Source organism: Providencia sp. PROV_01 (assembly GCF_053098325.1).
The window spans coordinates 3144688-3163514 of the sequence record NZ_JBRFKD010000002.1 but is presented as its reverse complement, the minus strand read 5'-3'; the positions used below and the strand labels follow the sequence as shown (position 1 = coordinate 3163514).

General features: G+C 39.8%; 14 protein-coding genes. 9 read left to right on the top strand and 5 right to left on the bottom strand.

Annotated features, from left to right (window positions below; genetic code table 11):
* Window positions 1–11 precede the first annotated feature (11 nt).
* On the bottom strand, window positions 12–971 hold the full coding sequence (locus tag ACU696_RS15415; protein ID WP_109911181.1) for a 2-dehydro-3-deoxygluconokinase: 960 nt from the start codon (window positions 969–971) through the stop codon (window positions 12–14).
* A gap of 237 nt (window positions 972–1208) precedes the next feature.
* Here ACU696_RS15415 and kdgR point away from each other — a divergent pair, with 237 nt between their 5' ends.
* Window positions 1209–1988 (top strand): DNA-binding transcriptional regulator KdgR, encoded by a 780-nt coding sequence (gene kdgR / locus ACU696_RS15410; protein ID WP_209101361.1) that lies wholly within the window; start codon window positions 1209–1211, stop codon window positions 1986–1988.
* Window positions 1989–2007: 19 nt separating this feature from the next.
* On the opposite strand, the gene ACU696_RS15405 is transcribed toward kdgR, so the two are convergent.
* Window positions 2008–2928, bottom strand: coding sequence for a chitinase (locus tag ACU696_RS15405; protein ID WP_123382059.1), 921 nt, complete (start codon window positions 2926–2928; stop codon window positions 2008–2010).
* A gap of 714 nt (window positions 2929–3642) precedes the next feature.
* On the opposite strand from ACU696_RS15405, the gene ACU696_RS15400 reads away from it, so the two are divergent.
* Window positions 3643–4002, top strand: coding sequence for a hypothetical protein (locus ACU696_RS15400; RefSeq protein ID WP_004910017.1), 360 nt, complete (start codon window positions 3643–3645; stop codon window positions 4000–4002).
* 52 nt (window positions 4003–4054) lie between these two features.
* Here ACU696_RS15400 and ACU696_RS15395 read toward each other — a convergent pair whose 3' ends face one another.
* Complete coding sequence (locus ACU696_RS15395) at window positions 4055–6097, bottom strand: choline transporter (RefSeq protein WP_109911184.1); 2043 nt, start codon at window positions 6095–6097, stop codon at window positions 4055–4057.
* A gap of 209 nt (window positions 6098–6306) precedes the next feature.
* On the opposite strand from ACU696_RS15395, the gene betI reads away from it, so the two are divergent.
* The 4 genes from betI (at window position 6307) to ACU696_RS15375 (ending at window position 12752) form a co-directional block, all read left to right on the top strand.
* Entirely contained in the window at window positions 6307–6909 is a 603-nt protein-coding gene (gene betI / locus ACU696_RS15390) for a transcriptional regulator BetI (protein WP_042851798.1), read from the top strand.
* A 22-nt stretch (window positions 6910–6931) separates the two neighbouring features.
* A complete protein-coding gene (gene betB, locus ACU696_RS15385) occupies window positions 6932–8410 on the top strand; it encodes a betaine-aldehyde dehydrogenase (RefSeq protein WP_123382057.1) in 1479 nt (492 codons plus the stop codon).
* Window positions 8411–8449: 39 nt separating this feature from the next.
* Window positions 8450–10129: a choline dehydrogenase gene (gene betA / locus ACU696_RS15380; RefSeq protein WP_123382056.1), complete on the top strand. Its 1680-nt coding sequence runs from the start codon at window positions 8450–8452 to the stop codon at window positions 10127–10129.
* A gap of 367 nt (window positions 10130–10496) precedes the next feature.
* Window positions 10497–12752, top strand: a complete 2256-nt coding sequence (locus ACU696_RS15375) for a TonB-dependent receptor domain-containing protein (protein WP_198634906.1) — start codon at window positions 10497–10499, stop codon at window positions 12750–12752.
* A gap of 352 nt (window positions 12753–13104) precedes the next feature.
* On the opposite strand, the gene cutA is transcribed toward ACU696_RS15375, so the two are convergent.
* A complete protein-coding gene (cutA, locus tag ACU696_RS15370) occupies window positions 13105–13452 on the bottom strand; it encodes a divalent-cation tolerance protein CutA (RefSeq protein ID WP_004910033.1) in 348 nt (115 codons plus the stop codon).
* 638 nt (window positions 13453–14090) lie between these two features.
* On the opposite strand from cutA, the gene ACU696_RS15365 reads away from it, so the two are divergent.
* The 3 genes from ACU696_RS15365 to ACU696_RS15355 all read left to right on the top strand — a co-directional run bounded on the left by ACU696_RS15365 (window position 14091) and on the right by ACU696_RS15355 (window position 17627).
* Window positions 14091–15563: an anion permease gene (locus ACU696_RS15365; protein ID WP_004910038.1), complete on the top strand. Its 1473-nt coding sequence runs from the start codon at window positions 14091–14093 to the stop codon at window positions 15561–15563.
* A 640-nt stretch (window positions 15564–16203) separates the two neighbouring features.
* Entirely contained in the window at window positions 16204–17076 is an 873-nt protein-coding gene (locus ACU696_RS15360; protein ID WP_110731860.1) for a DMT family transporter, read from the top strand.
* Between the two features lie 230 nt (window positions 17077–17306).
* A complete protein-coding gene (locus tag ACU696_RS15355) occupies window positions 17307–17627 on the top strand; it encodes a hypothetical protein (protein WP_004910043.1) in 321 nt (106 codons plus the stop codon).
* 58 nt (window positions 17628–17685) lie between these two features.
* Here ACU696_RS15355 and ACU696_RS15350 read toward each other — a convergent pair whose 3' ends face one another.
* Window positions 17686–18777 (bottom strand): NADH:flavin oxidoreductase/NADH oxidase, encoded by a 1092-nt coding sequence (locus ACU696_RS15350; protein ID WP_123382052.1) that lies wholly within the window; start codon window positions 18775–18777, stop codon window positions 17686–17688.
* Window positions 18778–18827 lie beyond the last annotated feature (50 nt).

Genomic DNA, 18827 nt, shown 5'->3' with positions numbered 1-18827 from the left:
GTTAAAGCCTCTTAACATGTTTCTAAAGCAGTGGTTGGCATAGCTTCGGATGGAATAATCGCTCCCCGGTGTTGGATGACGGTTCCAGCCAGTAAATGACCTGTTTTTGCCGCTTCGCATGGGCTGCCACCTAAAATACGGCAAGCAAGGTAGCCGGCACTGAAAGAATCCCCTGCGGCAGTGGTATCAACCACATGGCTTATTTTATTGGCAGGAACTTCAATGCGTTCGTTATCAATAACCACAAAACAGGCATCGGCACCGCGCTTAATCACAATCTCATTCACGCCATATTGTTGGGTACGGGCAATTGCATCGGTTTCATCAATATCACCGTAAAGCAGTTGTTCGTCATCAAAGGTCAGAAAAGCGATCTCGGTTAACGTGAGAATTTGCTGGTATGCTTGTTGAGCGGCTTGTTTCGATGGCCAAAGTGCTGGGCGATAGTTATTATCAAATACAATTTTGGCGCCATTCTGCTTAGCTTGTTGTAACATTTCAAATAGTAACTGACGTGAAGCGTCAGGCAAAATGGCTAGGCTGATGCCACTTAAATAGATAAATTGTTGTGAATTTAGAATTTGCTGTGTGTGGGCTTTGCTGTTTTGATCAAGGCACACTGCATCAAGCCAAAATTTTGCCGCAGCATTATCTCGCCAATAGAAAAAACGGCGCTCGCCATCAGCAGCGGTTTCGATCAAATACATCCCGGGCAAATGTTTGTCTGAAATAAACACTTCTTCAGTATTGATGCCTTCTTGTTGCCAACTATTTAGCATTTGTTGGCTGAATGGGTCTTTGCCTAAACCGGTGATATAACGGGTTATCACACTGTGATCTTTGGTTAAACGAGACAGGTATAGTGCGGTATTTAGCGTATCCCCACCAAACGTTTGTTTATAAAGCTCACCCGATTTTTGCAACTCAACCATGCATTCGCCAATAACGGCAACTTGCGGATATGCACTCATTTTCACCACCGAATTAGTAAACTATTGCTGACTTGATAGTGCTATTAAAGCGCATTTCATTGCCAATTTCAATAAAAATGAAACGCCGTTTTAAAAATATCGAATCATCGTTCTTGTTTTTGTATGAAGAGACAATTATGCTACTCAAACTTAGGTGATATCAGTTAGTTTCGTTAATTTGGGGTATAATATTGCTATCAATTTATAGGATGCAATTTATAGGATGATGGAAAGGTAATGGATAAGACAACACAAACGGATGCCGTGTCAGCGGTAGTAAAGGTATTTAGTATTCTTAGTGCCCTTGGAGAGCAAAAGGAGATTGGCGTATCTGAATTGTCCCAACGTTTGTTGATGTCAAAAGCCACTACATTTCGTTTTTTGCAAACGATGAAGCAGTTGGGGTATGTCGAACAAGAAGGTGAGGCAGATAAGTATTCACTGACCTTGAAGCTCTTCGAATTAGGTGCGAAATCCCTCGAGTATGTTGATTTAATCGAAATTGCAGATAAGGAAATGCGCCATATAGGCCAACTGACGAATGAAGCGGTGCATTTGGGTGCATTAGATGAAGACGCCATTATTTATATTCATAAAATCGACTCGAGTTATAATTTGCGTATGTATTCACGAGTTGGGCGTCGTAACCCATTATATTGCACTGCAATCGGTAAGATTTTACTCGCTTGGCAAGATGAACAAACGATTCGTCTAGCATTGAAAGATGAAACCTTTAGCCAAAAAACAGCAACGACGATTTTAACCTTAGAGGACTTGCTGGCGGAATTAGCCACAGTTCGTGAGTGCCATTATGCGCAGGACCGAGAAGAGCAGGAGTTAGGCCTGCGCTGCATTGCAGTACCAGTGTATGACAGGTTTGGCCATGTGATTGCAGGGTTATCGATTTCATTCCCAACTATTCGTTTTGATGGACAACGCATTGGCGATTATGTCGAATTACTGAAAACAGCCGGGCGTAATATTTCACAGAAAATGGGTTATCACCAATATCCATAATATTGGTGATATGGGCTATTTATGAATTAAGTTGTTGAGTAAATAAATCGGTATATTCAAATTCATAGGTTTGTTCTGGGTTGCCAGAGCTTATGGCCTCTGGGAAAGGTTTATTTCCCGGGCGGTCACGGGTTAAGCTCCACATTGACACCAAGTTAAGGCCATTATTTTTAGCAAATTCAGCGAGAATATTGACATCATTAAAGTTAAACATGGTGAGGTCATCATTGAGACCAATCATGGGGGTAATTTGTACATAATTATATAGTTCGTTATCGTCTATCCCTGGATATAGCGGTTTTAGTTGGTTTTTGATGCTATTGGCGGCTTTTACCGCTGCATCCCCAAGGCTCGTGATATTCGGGTCGTAGTAGTCCATTGCCATCCCATTAACCTTTATCATTAAACCCGCATCAACCGATTTTTTCACGAGTGCTAAGCCTGTGCTGGTTAGCCCTGTTGGCATAGTCGGCAAGGTTAAGCTGAGGGTGATTTGTGGATTATTATCTACAATGACTTTTAAGGCATAAAATGCATTATCAGCATCGTACAGACCATTCTCGAAATCTAAATCAATATGTGAGGCATTGAGTGTATCAATGGCTTCTTGGTAGGTGTTGATGAGTTGTTCTTGTGTTTGTACCAATGAAACATCTTGGTTAGCAGCTCCCCCAAATGAAACAGCAACTTTAACACCGCCAGCAATCAGTTCATCACACAAAGGTTTAGCCCAGCTAATTGGCATGGATGGCTGGGCTGACCATGCTGCTTTTTTATCTAATGTGGCGGTTAAAAAACCAAGAGACAGTATATCTACCCCATACTTAATAGCGGCTTGGCTATATTTTGCATTAGGCCTGCCATTTGGGTAATTTTGCCAATCATTCCAAGTTGCATCAACACTGACATCCATATAAGGACCAAAATAAGTTTTATGCATTGTATACCCTTAGTTTGTTAATTTATAAAAGGAAATTTTAGCCTATGCTCTACGGTGTAATTGATAGGACAAGGTCACTTTTATAGAAAATTGACTCTGTAACAAGAACAAAAATTATTAGTAACCTAATAGGTTATAGGTCGGTTATGAGCATGGAAATGGAAGTGATTCGCTGTCGACTGCGTTCAGAAAGCCGGATCATATACTGATATTTGCTTATTCGCCTACCTCCACTTTTTATCTAGGAGCTGGCGCTTTGCCTTCTTTCAAATTTGTATTACCCCAATTAGCAGAGACGCTTAGATTGCCATTTGCATCATCATATGCTGTGTAAACACCCTTTTTGAGATTAATATTTCATCTTCGCATTGCCATAAAAACAACCAACAGATTTAAAATAAACCCATAATGGAACTAATTAATTATTCTGATTTGTTTTGAAGTTGAGCTTATATACTTGGACAAAATTGAAGAGGATAACAAGGTTGAAAAGTAACAGAAATTAATGGGTTAATGTGGGGGATGGTTGGTGAAAAAACACCCTTAGTATTCAGATAAGTCAATAACAACGATGTATCAATCAATTGATTTAATAACTCATGTAAATTACTTATTTGAATATTAAGGTTTTTATAAATTTCACTTATTATTATTCAACATTCAGTGTTGCTGCTGACATATAATATTCGCTTATGGACACAGCAGGAAATTGATATGTTTAAAAAGATTATTGTTATTATTTTTCTTTGTTTCACTTCTTATGGCTTTGCCAGCGACTTTACATTTAAAGAAAAGTCACCCGCTGATCGCGAGTTTGATAAAGACTACCAAGGAATTAAAGAATTACAGGCACAACAAAAGTTTGTCTTTGATCCCAAAAAGAAACTTTCTCAAGAAGAACAAAGTTATCAAGCGTTGTTAGAACAGCGAAATGCAGATGAAAACGCGTTTCCACAGCGTTTTAATGTGTGTGATGTTAACCCGACGGGAGCAGGGTGCCCTAATTCAATGGCTTGGATGAATGACCGCGAGCAAATGAAAAAAATGCTGGAGCAAGCAGGTCGTCCTTATTAATTATTGGTTTATGTGTTGGCTCTAAGGGAGCATAGCCCCCTTAGAGTTCATATTATACAGATTCAGGGAATGTTAAGGTTGCACCGGGAGCTTCACGGCTTAAATGTATGAAATTCATATGTTTTTCATATTGGTCGAGAATATCACTGATCACTTGTTCTTTAGTGTAATCCATTAAATCATTCCCTTGCGAGCCTTCCCATAAGAAAGTTTCTAAGCGGTAATAATGGGATTTTCCTGAACGTGCGCGATAGGTAAAACCAGGAACCGAATAGCGCTGAGGCCATACTTGGTAAATAAAGCTTTGTTCTTCGCCAAGGTCGACCGTTAACTCTAAATGGTCTAATCGCTCATCAGCAATCGGTGGTAAGGTGTTAAATTCCACTTTTGCTCCCCTTAAACTGAGCTCTTTTGCCACTTCTTGCATGGCTGGAATACAGACTAAATCAAGCATTCGCTGGGTATACGTTGTTCCAGGGAAATTCATCACTCGTCCCAAACGCTGTTTCCAATTGAGTGTTCCATTGCCATACAGTGGTGCTGGCGCATTGGTATTTAACGAACTAACTCGTCTAAAGTCCTCAACTTTTAATGACTTATATAGCCCAGCCATAATAAAGAAGATAACAAAACTGAATGGTAAGCCCATGATCACTGTCGTATTTTGTAACGCAGCGACGCCATCTGTCATTAACATCCCTAAGGTGAGTAAACCAATCGCGACAGACCAAAAAATCCGCAACCAATTGGGCGCATCGTTGTTAATATCACTGAGTTTTGAGGTGAAATTGCCTAACACCAAAGAACCGGAGTCCGCTGAGGTGACATAGAACAACAACCCAGTAATTGTGGCGACGGAAGCGGTTAGGCCAAAGCCGGGGTAAAGCTCAAGTAGTGAATAGAAGCCTTTTTCGGGTGCGTCGAGCACGGTTTTAGCAAGTTCGCTATTACCGTGAATGATTTCATACAATGCACTATTACCAAAAATAGATAACCACAATAGTGTGAAAACAAACGGAATAATTAAAGTGCCAATCACAAATTGTCTAATCGTTCGACCGCGAGATATACGCGCGAGGAATAAGCCAACAAATGGCGACCATGCGACCCACCAAGCCCAGAAAAACAGCGTCCAGCTATTCATCCAATCGGTTGGGCGATCAAAGGCAAAGCTGTTGAGAGTCATCCCCATAAAGCGATTGACATAGTCCCCCACATTCAGTACTAAGGCATTAAGTAAGAACTCGGTATCTCCGACAAATAAGATAAATAAAATCAAGCCAAGTGCCAAAAGCACATTGAGCTCTGATAACACGCGAATACCTTTATTTACCCCTGATGTAGCGGAGATCACTGCCATAATCACCGACAGCAGAATCAATCCACTTTGCACGGGAAGCCCTTGGGGTAAATCGAATAATACTTTGAGTCCATAATTTAACTGAACAACACCGATCCCCAGAGTTGTTGCGATACCGAAAATCGTCCCTAGTACTGCAGCAATATCCACGGTATGGCCAATCGGGCCGTCAATCCGTTTGCCAAAAATAGGATAAAGTGCGGAGCGAATGGTTAACGGCAAGTTATAACGATAACTGAAATAACCCAGTGCAATCCCCATTAAGGCATACATAGACCAGCCCGTTAGGCCATAGTGGAACAGGGTCCACACCATCGCCTGACGAGCTGCTTCTAAGGTTTCGCCTTCACCCGTTGGCGGCAGCATGTATTGAGTGACCGGCTCAGCGACAGAGAAAAACATTAAATCGATACCAATTCCTGCGGCGAATAGCATCGCAGACCAACTTAGTACGCTAAATTCAGGTTTAGATTGCTCGGGGCCGAGCTTGATATTACCAAAGCGCGAAGTGGCAACGAAAATGACGAAAACAATATACAGCGTCGCTGCTAACAAGTAATACCAACCAAAGGTTTTGGATACCCACCCAAGGGCGGCAACGATCCACTGATTTGCTGTTTCGGTCATCAAGATGGTGAAAAAAGAAAACGCCAGAATAAGGCCGGCGGAAGTAAAAAAAACCACAGAATTCAATTTATCCTTCTGCTTATTTTTTGGACTATTTTGAGTTGTCATTGGTAGTTCCACATTTTTATTTATTTAACAGGTTAAAATTACTTTCTAAGCTAATTAATTGATTTATCAGCTAAGATTTGATTTTTGTTATCCTCTCCTTTATGCTAATTGTGAACGAATTGTTGTAAACAATAGTTAATATTGATTGAACATTCAATTAAAAAAACGTTTAATACAAGGGATCAATGTATTTTTTAGGTTCAAATACCATGCCGAAGATAGGAATGCAGTCGATACGTAAACAGCAGTTAATCCAAGCCACGTTGGCAGTGATTAATGAAGTTGGAATGCAGGAAGCCAGTTTTGTGTTAATTGCCCGTAAAGCCGGGGTTTCTACAGGAATTATTAGTCATTATTTTCGTGATAAAAATGGCTTACTTGAAGCCACTATGCGCCATATTCAATATCAATTGGGGTTTGCGGTAGCAATACGCCTACGCATGTTAGCTGGGGCGGAGCCAAAATTACGCATTCAAGCGATTGTTGAAGGTAACTTCGACCCAACGCAAACCAGTGAGGCGGCGATGAAAACATGGTTAGCCTTCTGGGCTAGCAGTATGCATCAACCAAATTTAAACCGTTTACAGCAGGTCAATGACCGGCGTTTGTATTCAAATTTAAGTTATGAGTTTGGGCGAGTGTTAAGCAAAGCGGATGCGCGGATGGCTGCGAAGGGACTAGCTGCTTTAATTGATGGCTTATGGTTACGGAGTGCTTTGAGTAATGAGCAATTTCCTGTCAAGGATGCACTCAAGATCACCAACGAGTATATCGATATGCAACTGAAACGTGCAGAGGTTATCGGAACCTAATGACCAATTCAGAGGAGATAATATGCAACATCCACCGATACATAAGCTTTATATTCATGGTGGCTATGTCGACAGTTCACAACCTGAATGCGGGCAATTTCCTGCAGTCAACCCTGCAAATGGTGAAACTATCGCGCATTTGCAGTCTGCAACGCTTGAAGATATCCAATGGGCGGTAGAAAGCGCCAAACAAGGCCAGAAAGTATGGGCGGCAATGACCGCAATAGAACGTTCACGTATTTTACGCCGTGCGGTGGATATCTTACGGGAACGTAACGACGAACTGGCTTACCTCGAAACGCTTGATACGGGGAAACCACTTTCTGAAACTCGTTATGTAGATATCGTTACAGGAGCGGATGTCCTTGAATATTATGCAGGGTTAATCCCTATGTTAGAAGGGCAGCAGATCCCTCTGCGTGATAGCGCGTTTGCCTATACTCGTCGTGAACCGCTAGGAGTGGTGGCAGGGATTGGCGCATGGAATTACCCCATCCAAATCGCGTTATGGAAATCTGCACCTGCTCTGGCAGCTGGTAATGCTATGGTATTCAAACCCAGTGAAGTCACTTCGTTAACGGCCTTAAAGTTAGCTGAAATCTATACGGAAGCGGGCGTGCCTGCAGGAGTATTTAACGTGGTGACCGGGCAAGGCGGTGAAGTGGGCCAATGGTTAACAGAGAACCCTGATATTGCCAAAGTTTCATTCACAGGGGGGATCGCAACGGGTAAAAAAGTGATGGCGAATGCGTCAGCCTCTTCATTAAAAGAGGTGACGATGGAACTAGGTGGTAAATCACCTCTCATTATTTTTGATGATGCAGACTTAGATAAAGCCGCGGATATTGCCATGATGGCGAATTTTTATAGTTCAGGCCAAGTGTGTACCAATGGAACAAGGGTTTTTGTTCCTGAATCGCTTAAATCGCAGTTTGAAGACAAGATCATTGAGCGTGTAGCTCGGATTAACATAGGTTCACCTGTTGACGAAAATACTAACTTTGGGCCATTAGTCAGCTTTGCTCATATGGAAAATGTATTGCGTTATATTGCGTTAGGTAAACAGCAAGGCGCGAAACTATTGTGTGGTGGTGAACGCTTAATGGAAGGTGATTTTGCGCAAGGTGCGTATGTTGCACCAACGGTATTCACCGATTGCCATGATGAAATGCAGATCACGCAGGAAGAAATTTTTGGTCCTGTCATGAGTATTTTGAGTTATCAATCAGAAGATGAAGTGATTGCTCGTGCAAACAATAGCGTATATGGGCTTGCAGCTGGGGTCGTGACACAAGATTTAACGCGTGCACATCGGGTTATCCATCAATTAGAAGCAGGAATTTGCTGGATTAATACATGGGGTGAATCACCTGCTCAAATGCCTGTGGGCGGATATAAGCATTCCGGCGTTGGTCGTGAAAATGGCATTATGACGCTACAAAATTACACGCAAATCAAATCTATCCAAGTAGAACTCGGGGAGTTTTCATCCGTATTTTAATCACATCATTTTAATTTGACTGAAACAGAGGAGATAACAATGGTCTATGACTATATTATTATCGGTGCTGGTTCAGCCGGTAACGTTCTTGCTACCCGCCTGACAGAAGATCCTGATGTTACTGTGCTGCTCCTTGAAGCAGGTGGACCGGATTATCGGTTCGACTTTCGCACACAAATGCCAGCGGCATTAGCGTACCCATTACAAGGGCGACGTTATAATTGGGCTTATGAAACTGACCCTGAACCGCATATGAATAACCGCCGCATGGAGTGTGGACGTGGAAAGGGGCTTGGTGGCTCATCATTGATTAATGGGATGTGTTACATCCGAGGGAATGCTCTAGACTTTGACGGTTGGGCAGAGGCACCAGGGTTAGAAGACTGGCGTTACCTCGATTGTTTACCTTATTTTAGGAAAGCGGAAACGCGTGATATTGGCCCTAATGATTACCACGGTGGAGATGGTCCCGTTAGTGTGACCACACCGAAGAATGGCAATAATGTGTTATTCCATGCGATGGTGGAAGCTGGTGTACAAGCGGGCTATCCAAAAACAGATGATTTAAATGGGGTTCAACAGGAAGGTTTTGGTCCGATGGATCGCACAGTCACACCACAAGGGCGACGTGCTAGCACCGCAAGAGGGTATTTGGACCAAGCGAAAGGGCGAAGAAATATCACCATTGTGACACATGCGACAACAGATACCATTGAGTTTGAAGGGAAAAAAGCGGTTGGTGTGAAGTATTACCAAGGCCAGAGCACGGCACCTACGGTGGTGAAAGCCCGTAAAGAAGTATTATTGTGCGCGGGGGCGATTGCGTCACCGCAAATCTTGCAGCGCTCTGGCGTGGGGCCTGAAGATGTTTTAGCTGAATTTAATATTTCGCCTGTCCATGTCTTACCCGGTGTTGGGCAAAACCTGCAAGATCACCTTGAAATGTATTTGCAGTATGAATGCAAACAGCCTGTTTCATTATATCCTGCATTAAAATGGATTAATCAGCCCAAAATCGGTGCCGAATGGCTATTTAAAGGTACTGGAATTGGAGCAAGTAACCAATTTGAAGCCGGTGGATTTATTCGTACCAGTGAAAAATTTGCATGGCCAAATATTCAATTCCACTTTTTGCCTGTGGCGATTAACTACAATGGTAGTAATGCAGTCAATCAGCATGGTTTTCAAGCTCATGTGGGCTCAATGCGCTCGCCTAGTCGAGGTCGTGTTCGCTTAAAATCTTTAGACCCAAGGCAACATCCGAGCATTTTGTTTAATTACATGTCATCGGAACAGGATTGGGAAGAGTTCCGTGCTGCTATTCGTATTACCCGTGAAATTATGGCTCAACCTGCACTTGACCCATATCGCGGAGAGGAAATAAGCCCTGGAAAACAGATTAGTACGGATGAAGAGCTAGACGCATTTGTCCGCGAGAGAGCAGAAACCGCTTTTCACCCATGCGGAACCTGTAAAATGGGTCATGATGATATGGCGGTAGTTGATGGTGCAGGGCGAGTTCACGGTATTGAAAATTTACGGGTTATCGATGCATCGATTATGCCGTTGATTATTACGGGGAATTTAAATGCAACGACCATCATGATCGCGGAGAAAATTGCCGATAAAATTCGAAACCGTCCTCCATTACCCACAAGTGATGCAGATTATTATGTTGCAGGTGATAGGCCAGTGAGAAAACAGCCATTACGAGATTAGTTTATTCACGCAATTTTTATATACAAAGCGATTGATATTCATATCAGTCGCTTTTTTATGTGATTAAAGAATAAAGGTAAGTCAATTAACACCAATAATATTAATGATAATGCAAATGATATTCATTATGATCTTGATCATTATTATCATTGGTGTATATTCCAAGGCTTAATAATATTCACAAGGGAAATGAGTACGTAACCATTCAATAAATAAGGTTTTTCGAACTAGTTACATCTATGGCATAGCACTTAAATTTACTTTAAATGCATAAATGGAAAAGTATAAAAAATGTATCCTCACATCTTTTATACGCTATTTCTTCACGTCTATCTAATCATCATTAATTAATGAAGGCATTACTTAAATGATATTTCAAAATAAAAACATAATTAGCTTAATTATTATATGTTCTTCAAGCACAGCATTAGCGAATCAAACCAATACCACAACTCAAAAAGATAAACTTCTCGTCACAGCCAGCAAAATAAAGTCAAATAGCAAGCAAATAGACGCCAATGATATTTCTACCGTAAGAGGAACGACCAATTCAGATATATTTGCCAATGAAACTTCATTGCAAGTTAATAATGCACGAAATGAAGCGGGTGCACTGGATATCGGTATTCGAGGCTTACAAGGTAATGGTCGAGTCCCCATTATCATTGATGGCAGTTTGCAATCAACCAACACTTGGCGTGGTTACCAAGGAAGTACAGATAGAACTTATGTGGATATGGATTTAATCGATACAATTGAGATCGAAAAAGGGGCTTCGATGAGTAAATTCTCAGGAGGAGCCATCGGAGGTACGGTTAAATTAAAAACATTATCAGCAAATAGTATTATTCCTCAAGGTGACCAATTTGGTTTCTTATTTAAGGGGAATATTTACAATAATAACCGACGCCCGACTATCGCTTCAGATGAAAAAGGCGAGTCTGGGTATCGTGTTTCAAACGGTGTTAAGAATTCACATTTTAATAATGGCTCTATCACGACTGGGGTTGCATATCGAAATGATAAATTTGACATTTTGTTGGCTCATAGTGATAGAAAACAAGGGAACTTCTTTGCCGGTAAAAATGGTTATCATAAATACGCAAATACAGATGCTCCTATTAAACCTGGGCAAGAAGTCGTTAATACCAGCTATGAAAGTCAGTCAACATTATTAAAAACTAATATTTATCTTAACCCATACTCAAGTATTGAATTAAATTACCGACATCATGAACAAAAAGCAGGCGAGGTTTTAGCGGCGTATTGGTACCAATTCGATGGGAAAATGCCGCAGTGGTCATTAGGTAGCGCAGATATTGATACTGCCTCTTTAAACTATTCTTATAAACCCGATTCATTATGGGTAGACATGAATTTAGGCCTTTGGTGGACAAAAGGTAAATTTAAACAACGTAATGGCACAACGGATGATGTTACCGCGCACTACGGTAATCAATATCAGCATCGCTATACCGATGAACGAATGGGCTTTAACTTAGAAAATACGTCTGAGTTTGCAGATTATCCTATCGATATCACTTATGGTGTGGAATATATGCAACAAAAATCAAAGCCATTGACTAAAACCTATCAACCGATTTGGACACCAGAAGGAACCATACCCGGTGAGGAGTTAGATCCTGTAACGCGTAATGCTAAAGGAACGAATAAATCAGCCTTTACCAATATGGCATACAAAGGGGAATGGGTGAGTACTTTAGTCGGGTGGCGTATTCACGCTTTTGATGTTGATGACCATGTTTTAGGTAAAAGTATTAGCTACGGTCCGAAAAATGATTTAATGGGTGAGCTACGTTTTCATGTGACTGACGAATTTGATATTTATACCAAATATTCTGATAGCTATAGAGAACCGAGTTTATTCGAGACCACAGCATCAGGGCAAACCTACTCTTATTCTCCTGATGTTCCATTAAAACCAGAACATGCTAAATCATTTGAAGTTGGAATGAATGTAGAAAAAGAAAACCTTATATTTGATGAAGATAATGCTAAATTACGTGTGGCTTATTTTAATAATGATATAAAGGGCTATCTCTCTCAAGGAGTGAACCCAACGGGCGTATATCACCCTTATATCGTGATGAAAAACTACGATAGTTTCAAGCTCGCAGGTTATGAAATCGAACTGAAATACGATTCTAATTATGCATTTGGTTCCTTCGATGCGACATTTTATAACAATTCTGAGTTATGTTCACGAGACGAAATGGAGTTAGGTCGCCTTCCAACGGCATGTAATTCAGTTGGGTTTGCTTGGGGGTTATCGCCTTCACGTATTCCACCGAAAAAGGTTGTGACCGGTATTGTTGGGGTGAAAATGTTTGATCAAAAACTACAAACAGGTTTGCGAGTTCGTTATAACTCAGGCAAAGACTACCCTCATGAGTGGCTAGTGGGAACCGCTGCGGCCCCAGTAACTAAGCTATATTCAACCACTACATTCGATTTGTTAGGCAAATATCATGTTTCGAAAAATATTCATGTGAATTTTAACATTGATAACCTCACTAATCGCTATGCATTTGACCCAGGAACTGTGATTTATATGCCTATCCCAGGAAGAACGTTTAGACTTGGCGTCGAAGCAACATTTTAGTTAATTTCGTGATTATTACCTTAGGTTTATATTAGCCTAAGGTAATATAGAATTCATTATATGGCTTTAATAGATTAATTTTTATGATAATTTAAATAAAACAGTGTGTAATGTTGTTTATTAGTTGCGCTTTTTATGACTTTTTTCTTCGGGTTTAAGGAATATGCACTAGTCAATTTTAGACAAAAAAAACCTCCAAATATTTAAGGAGGGAAAATAAATATAAAGCGAGCCTATTTATATAACATTAATTTACGGTAAACCATAGCCGACCAGTTGAATTAATTTATACAAAAACGACATTAGCTCACAATTTATAGCGTTTTAGTTATTCAATTTAGATGAACATCTATTATTTAACAGAGTTAATCAGCCATTGTAGATAATTATCTTCAATTTGGCTTGGGTCTAAGCGAATGAGTTCTGGGGTTTCATATGGGTGTATTTTTTTTATCTCATTAAATAAATTGAGTTGATTTCCTTGAGTCGTTTTGATCAATAGTAAGATCTCCTTATCTTGTGTGATATTACCATGCCATAGATAAACTGATGTTATTTCTGGGAGTAGAGAAATACATGCAGCTAAACGATTAGCTAACAAATGTTGAGTTATTTTAATTGCACTTTCATGGCTATTGGTCGTACATAACACAATACATGGGCGTTGAGCATTTGTGGTGTAAATGTTATCAGTAGACATTTTATTTCCTTATTAGTCATATTTAGATGGGCTTTGTTACTCATATTAGATTAGTGATAAAAAGAGTATGAGAACAAAGGATAATCACTATAAGTGTTTTTTAGCATTATCAGATTAGATAATAACTAATATAAATTAAGCAGAGAGTATGGGTTCAATAGTAAAGTGTGCGTTTTTTAATCAGTTGTTATCATTATTATAATTTTTTATATATTCAACACAATTTAGAATATTTCTTGATTTTATTTTATTAATTCGATTCAGCAATCATAAATTGATGACGCTCTATAAAAATAATTGAAATTTTAGTATATTAAGAAAAAAATTGATTAGAAGAAAAATGCGAGTTTATGTGCTGTTAGCCTAGTAAAAAAGCAAATAATAAGCCCAGTTTTATTCTTACTCTTATTAATGTAAGAATAAGCTTGTTTTTGTGTGCAAGATATATCAGAAGATTAATTGCTGAAATAATATATTACGTATTGTTACAAATTAGTTTGAGTTTTTATCATAAAAGAATCTACGTACTGATAAATATCAAGGTTTTTGAGCTATATATTGTTAATCTAAAGATAAAATTAGAATATATAACTGAAATTACTCTGTATTTCCATCTTTAAACGTGTATGGATAACCTTATGAATAAACTGACACCTTTAAAACCTGTTCCAACTCTAATCGCAGTCGCAATAACATTAATTATTTGGTTTTTAATTCCTGTTCCTGAAGGTGTTAATCCAAATGCGTGGCACCTTTTGGCATTATTTGTCGGCACAATCGCTGCCATTATTGGTAAAGCTTTACCGATAGGGGGTGTTTCTATTGTCGCAATTTCATTAGTTGCAGCTACAGGAGTCACTAATCCTGAATCAACCAAAGGGGCAATTGCGGATGCCTTAAGTGGTTTTTCCAATGACCTAATCTGGTTAATTGGTATTTCTATCATGGTTTCCATGAGCTTGAATAAAACAGGTTTAGGGGCGAGGATAGGTTATTATGTCATTTCTTTATTTGGTAAAAAAACATTGGGTATTGCTTATTCATTGGCAATAGCAGAAACAATTTTGGCTCCTGTCACACCAAGTAATACTGCGCGAGGTGGGGGAATTATTCACCCAATTATGCGCTCGATTTCAGATAGTTTTGGGTCAAAGGCCGAAGATGGAACCGCAGGTAAAATAGGGCGCTACTTATCACTCGTTAACTACAATATTAACCCGATTACTTCCGCAATGTTTATTACGGCGACAGCCCCCAATCCATTAATTGTTAGCTTGATAATTAGCGAGACTAGCCAAGAAAATGAATTAACTTGGGGGATGTGGGCTATTGCCGCATTTGTTCCAGCCATCGTGTCATTAATATTAATGCCCTTGGTTATCTATTTTATGTATAAACCAGAAATTACCTCAACACCGGATGCACCAAATTTCGCCAAAGAACGTTTGCAGCAATTAGGTCCAGTTTCATTGCCTGAAAAAATAACGCTTGGTGTTTTTGGGTTATTACTTTTGATGTGGGCCGGTGTACCTGCAATGATTTTTGGGCCTGCATATAGTGTTAATGCTACCACTGCTGCCTTTATTGGGTTGAGTATTCTATTAGCGACAGGGGTCATTAATTGGGATGACGTGCTAAAAAACAAAGGGGCTTGGGATACGGTTGTCTGGTTCTCCGCTTTAGTGATGATGGCGAGTTTCTTAGGAAAACTCGGTCTCATTAAATGGATGTCATTAACAGTTGGTGCAACCATTGATGGAATGGGCATTAGCTGGGTATGGGGAATGTTAATTCTTGTTTTAATTTATGTGTATTCCCATTATTTCTTCGCGAGTACAACGGCGCATATTACGGCAATGTATGCGGCATTTTTCTCCGCGGGTTTAGCGCTTGGTGCTCCACCAATGTTATTGGCCTTAACGTTAGCATTCTCATCATCACTAATGATGTCATTAACACATTATGGTACAGGAACAGCCCCGATTATCTTTGGGTCAGGTTATGCCACTCTTGCTGAATGGTGGAAAACTGGTTTTGTCATGAGTGTGGTTAACTTAGCCATTTGGTTCTTCATTGGTAGCGTTTGGTGGAAATTCTTAGGTTATTGGTAATTAGCTGAATTAGTTATTAAAAACAACCAATAGAAATCGGGCTATCGGCTCGATTTCTTCTTTTTAATATCCCTTGCTACAAAGAAGTGGCTATTGTGACAACAAGGCCACCTATTATAGAAATCAACATCACTTTCCCCCAACTACAGACTGATGATGATTTTAATGCGTGTTGCCATAACAGACTTATTTCGTTGGCATGTGCATACTTTCTTTTATTGATCGCCGCCTTTACCTTTTTGATTGTATCGTTATCTATCGGTAATGTTTTTTGAATAACCATGCTATGACCTTCCATTAAGTTGAAGATGAAACTTCAATCGGTAAGATTGACACTGTTCGCCTGTCTTAATTATCTCAGGTCATACAAGAAGAAAAATTGATGAGCTTTTATGCAAACTTCCTCTTTTATCCTATTTGAAATGAGATTTAATCTATTTAATAAGGAAAAAGGTAGCTTAAGAGAAAAATCCTCTTTATTAAGAGGAAATGGCTCTTGATTTAAGGTTACATTTATTATTTTTGGGCGAGATATTTTTTATTTAGAGAAGTCGGAGATAAAGGCCATAAATGTGATTGGTTTACATGCAAAAGCCAGTATGATGTAGCTGCGAGTCAGTTAATTCATTCAGAGGAACACATGTATTCACAAAGGAAGGCAGAATTTTTCTTGGTGCTTACCACGATAATTGCAGCTTGGGGATGGGTATTTTCCCGAGAAGCTGTGCAGGGAATGCCAATATTTGCCTTTCTTGGTAGCCGTTTTTTACTAGCTGCTATCATTTTAGCCCCTTTTTGCCGAGGGAAAAAAAATAGAATAACGGTGAAGCAATTACCAAAAATATTAATGACAGGCGGTTGGATGTCATTAAATATGGCGCTCTGGATCCACGCGGTGGCAATAACAGACTCAATTGGCGAAGGGGCTTTTATTATGAGCCTCGCTATGTTATTTGTTCCGTTAGTTGCATGGGTTATTTTAAAAAATAAACCTGTTCGTTATTTCTGGGAAGCACTCCCTGTTGCGGTATTAGGGCTGGCATGCTTAACCCTATTTAAGGCTCAACTTGAATTTAAAGCAAGTCAACTGTGGTTTCTTGGCGCGGCAATTGTCCAAGCTATCTATTTTTGTTATACCAGTTTATATACCCGAACAATTCCTCTTTTACCGTTAACGGCCATTCAACTTGCTTGTACAGGAATGACAGGGCTAGTCTTGTCATTCTTTTTAGAAGAATGGCCGAGCAGCATGACAACGCCTACCATGATGTGGTTTATTGCTAGTGTGGTGATAGCAACGAGTTTGCGCTTTGTGTTACAGCTTATTGGTCAAAAAAATACCACAGCAGGAAATGCGGCAATTATTATGATCCTTGAACCCGTGATGACCGTTTTTGTCGCGGCGATTTGGTACCATGAAAGAATGCCTTTTATCCAAATTGTGGGTTGTGTGCTAATTTTATCATCATTATTCTACTATCGATGGCGCTGTTCTAATTCATTGCCAAGGTAGAATATACATAATAAAAAATGGGTTAATACAGCTTTTTTACCAGAAAACAGCTATGATTGTTATGAATAGTCAGTGATAGGGATATTAATCTTAATAAGAGCGTCTTATTTTGCGTATTAAGATTAATGGTATTGAAAATATAAACGATATATCCAAAATAGCGTGAACTAGGAATAATAGCGGTTTATTATTATCACCTTAGTTAAAGCTGAATAGGAAATGGGCATAAAATGAAAAAATTAGCATTAATATTAGGTATGGCGGGAGCGATGGTTGTGTTGTCTGCATGTTCTGATGAAAAATCAGAAATTGCGGAGTACAAAGAGAATTTTGTGAATACCTGTGTTGTTGCATCAGGAAACCCGCAAGGTGAAACGGCAAATGCGGTCAGTGCAATTTGTGGTTGTGCCTACGATAAAACAATTGAAAAATATGGTTTAGCTGAGTTTAAACGTATGGATGCGGAATTAGAAAAATCAGGTACTGCAGAACCTGAATTCCAAAAAACCATGATTGAATTTGTTCAACAGTGTTCGACTAACGCGCGTTAATTGTTTATTACTCGCAGCTATTTATTATCAATCAACAATAGCTGCGAGTTTATTATTTTTATTTAAATAAATGTTTAAATTGATGTGGAGCACTGCGCAAGTATTGTGGCGCAACATCTATCTGTTCATTCAATTCGCTCGCTGCTCGCCAAGGCCAACGTGGCTCAAATAGGATCCCTCTGCCAATAGCCACCAAATCTGCTTGGTGGGTTGCAATAATGGCTTCAGCTTGTAAAGGTTCAGTGATAAGACCTACAGCAATGACAGGCATCATGGTATTTTCATGAATAGCTTGGGCTAAAGGGACTTGGTAATTTGGGCTCAATGGTATTTGTTGCTCTGGTGATAGCCCACCTGACGAAACGTGAATGTAGTCGCAACCCAAATCCTCTAGTAATTCAGTAAGCTCAATAGATTCAGGTGTATTCCAACCCGATTCAAGCCAGTCTGTTGCAGAGATCCGCACGCCAATTGCAATATTAGGGTTAATCGCTTTTCTCATTTCATGGAAAATATTGATAAGTAATCGAGTACGCCCCTTAAAGCATCCACCATATTCATCTTGTCGTAAGTTTGATACTGGTGATAAGAACTCATGCAGTAAATATCCATGAGCGGCATGGATCTCAATAACGTCAAAACCTGCTTTTTCAGCACGAATAGCTGCATCAATAAACTGTTGTTTTAGCTGTAAAATTTCTTCAATGGTTAATGCATGTGGTACCGCATTATCACCAAAAGCGAGCGCAGATGGTGCAACAGTTTGCCAACCATTAGGTTGTGTGGGCTGGATACTTTTACCTCCCAACCAAGGTAAATCAGTTGATGCTTTCCTGCCTGCATGAGCGATTTGTACCCCTAAGCGTGCATCTGAAAACTGCCTGATATCGTTGAGCATTTGTTGCATTGCAGTCATTTGTTCATCATTCCATAAACCAAGATCTTTGTAGGTAATACGCCCTTCAGGAACAACAGCGCTAGCTTCTACAATAACTAAAGAGGCACCAGATAAAGCAAGGTTCATATAGTGGGCTTTATGCCATGCTGTTGGCATGCCATTTTCTGCGGAGTATTGGCACATAGGGGGAACAATAATTCGATTTTTCAGAGAAACTTGGCCTATTGATACAGGTGAAAAAAGGCGGCTCATTGAAACATTCCTTATTAGCAAACTTAAATTATTCTAATATTATACTCGGT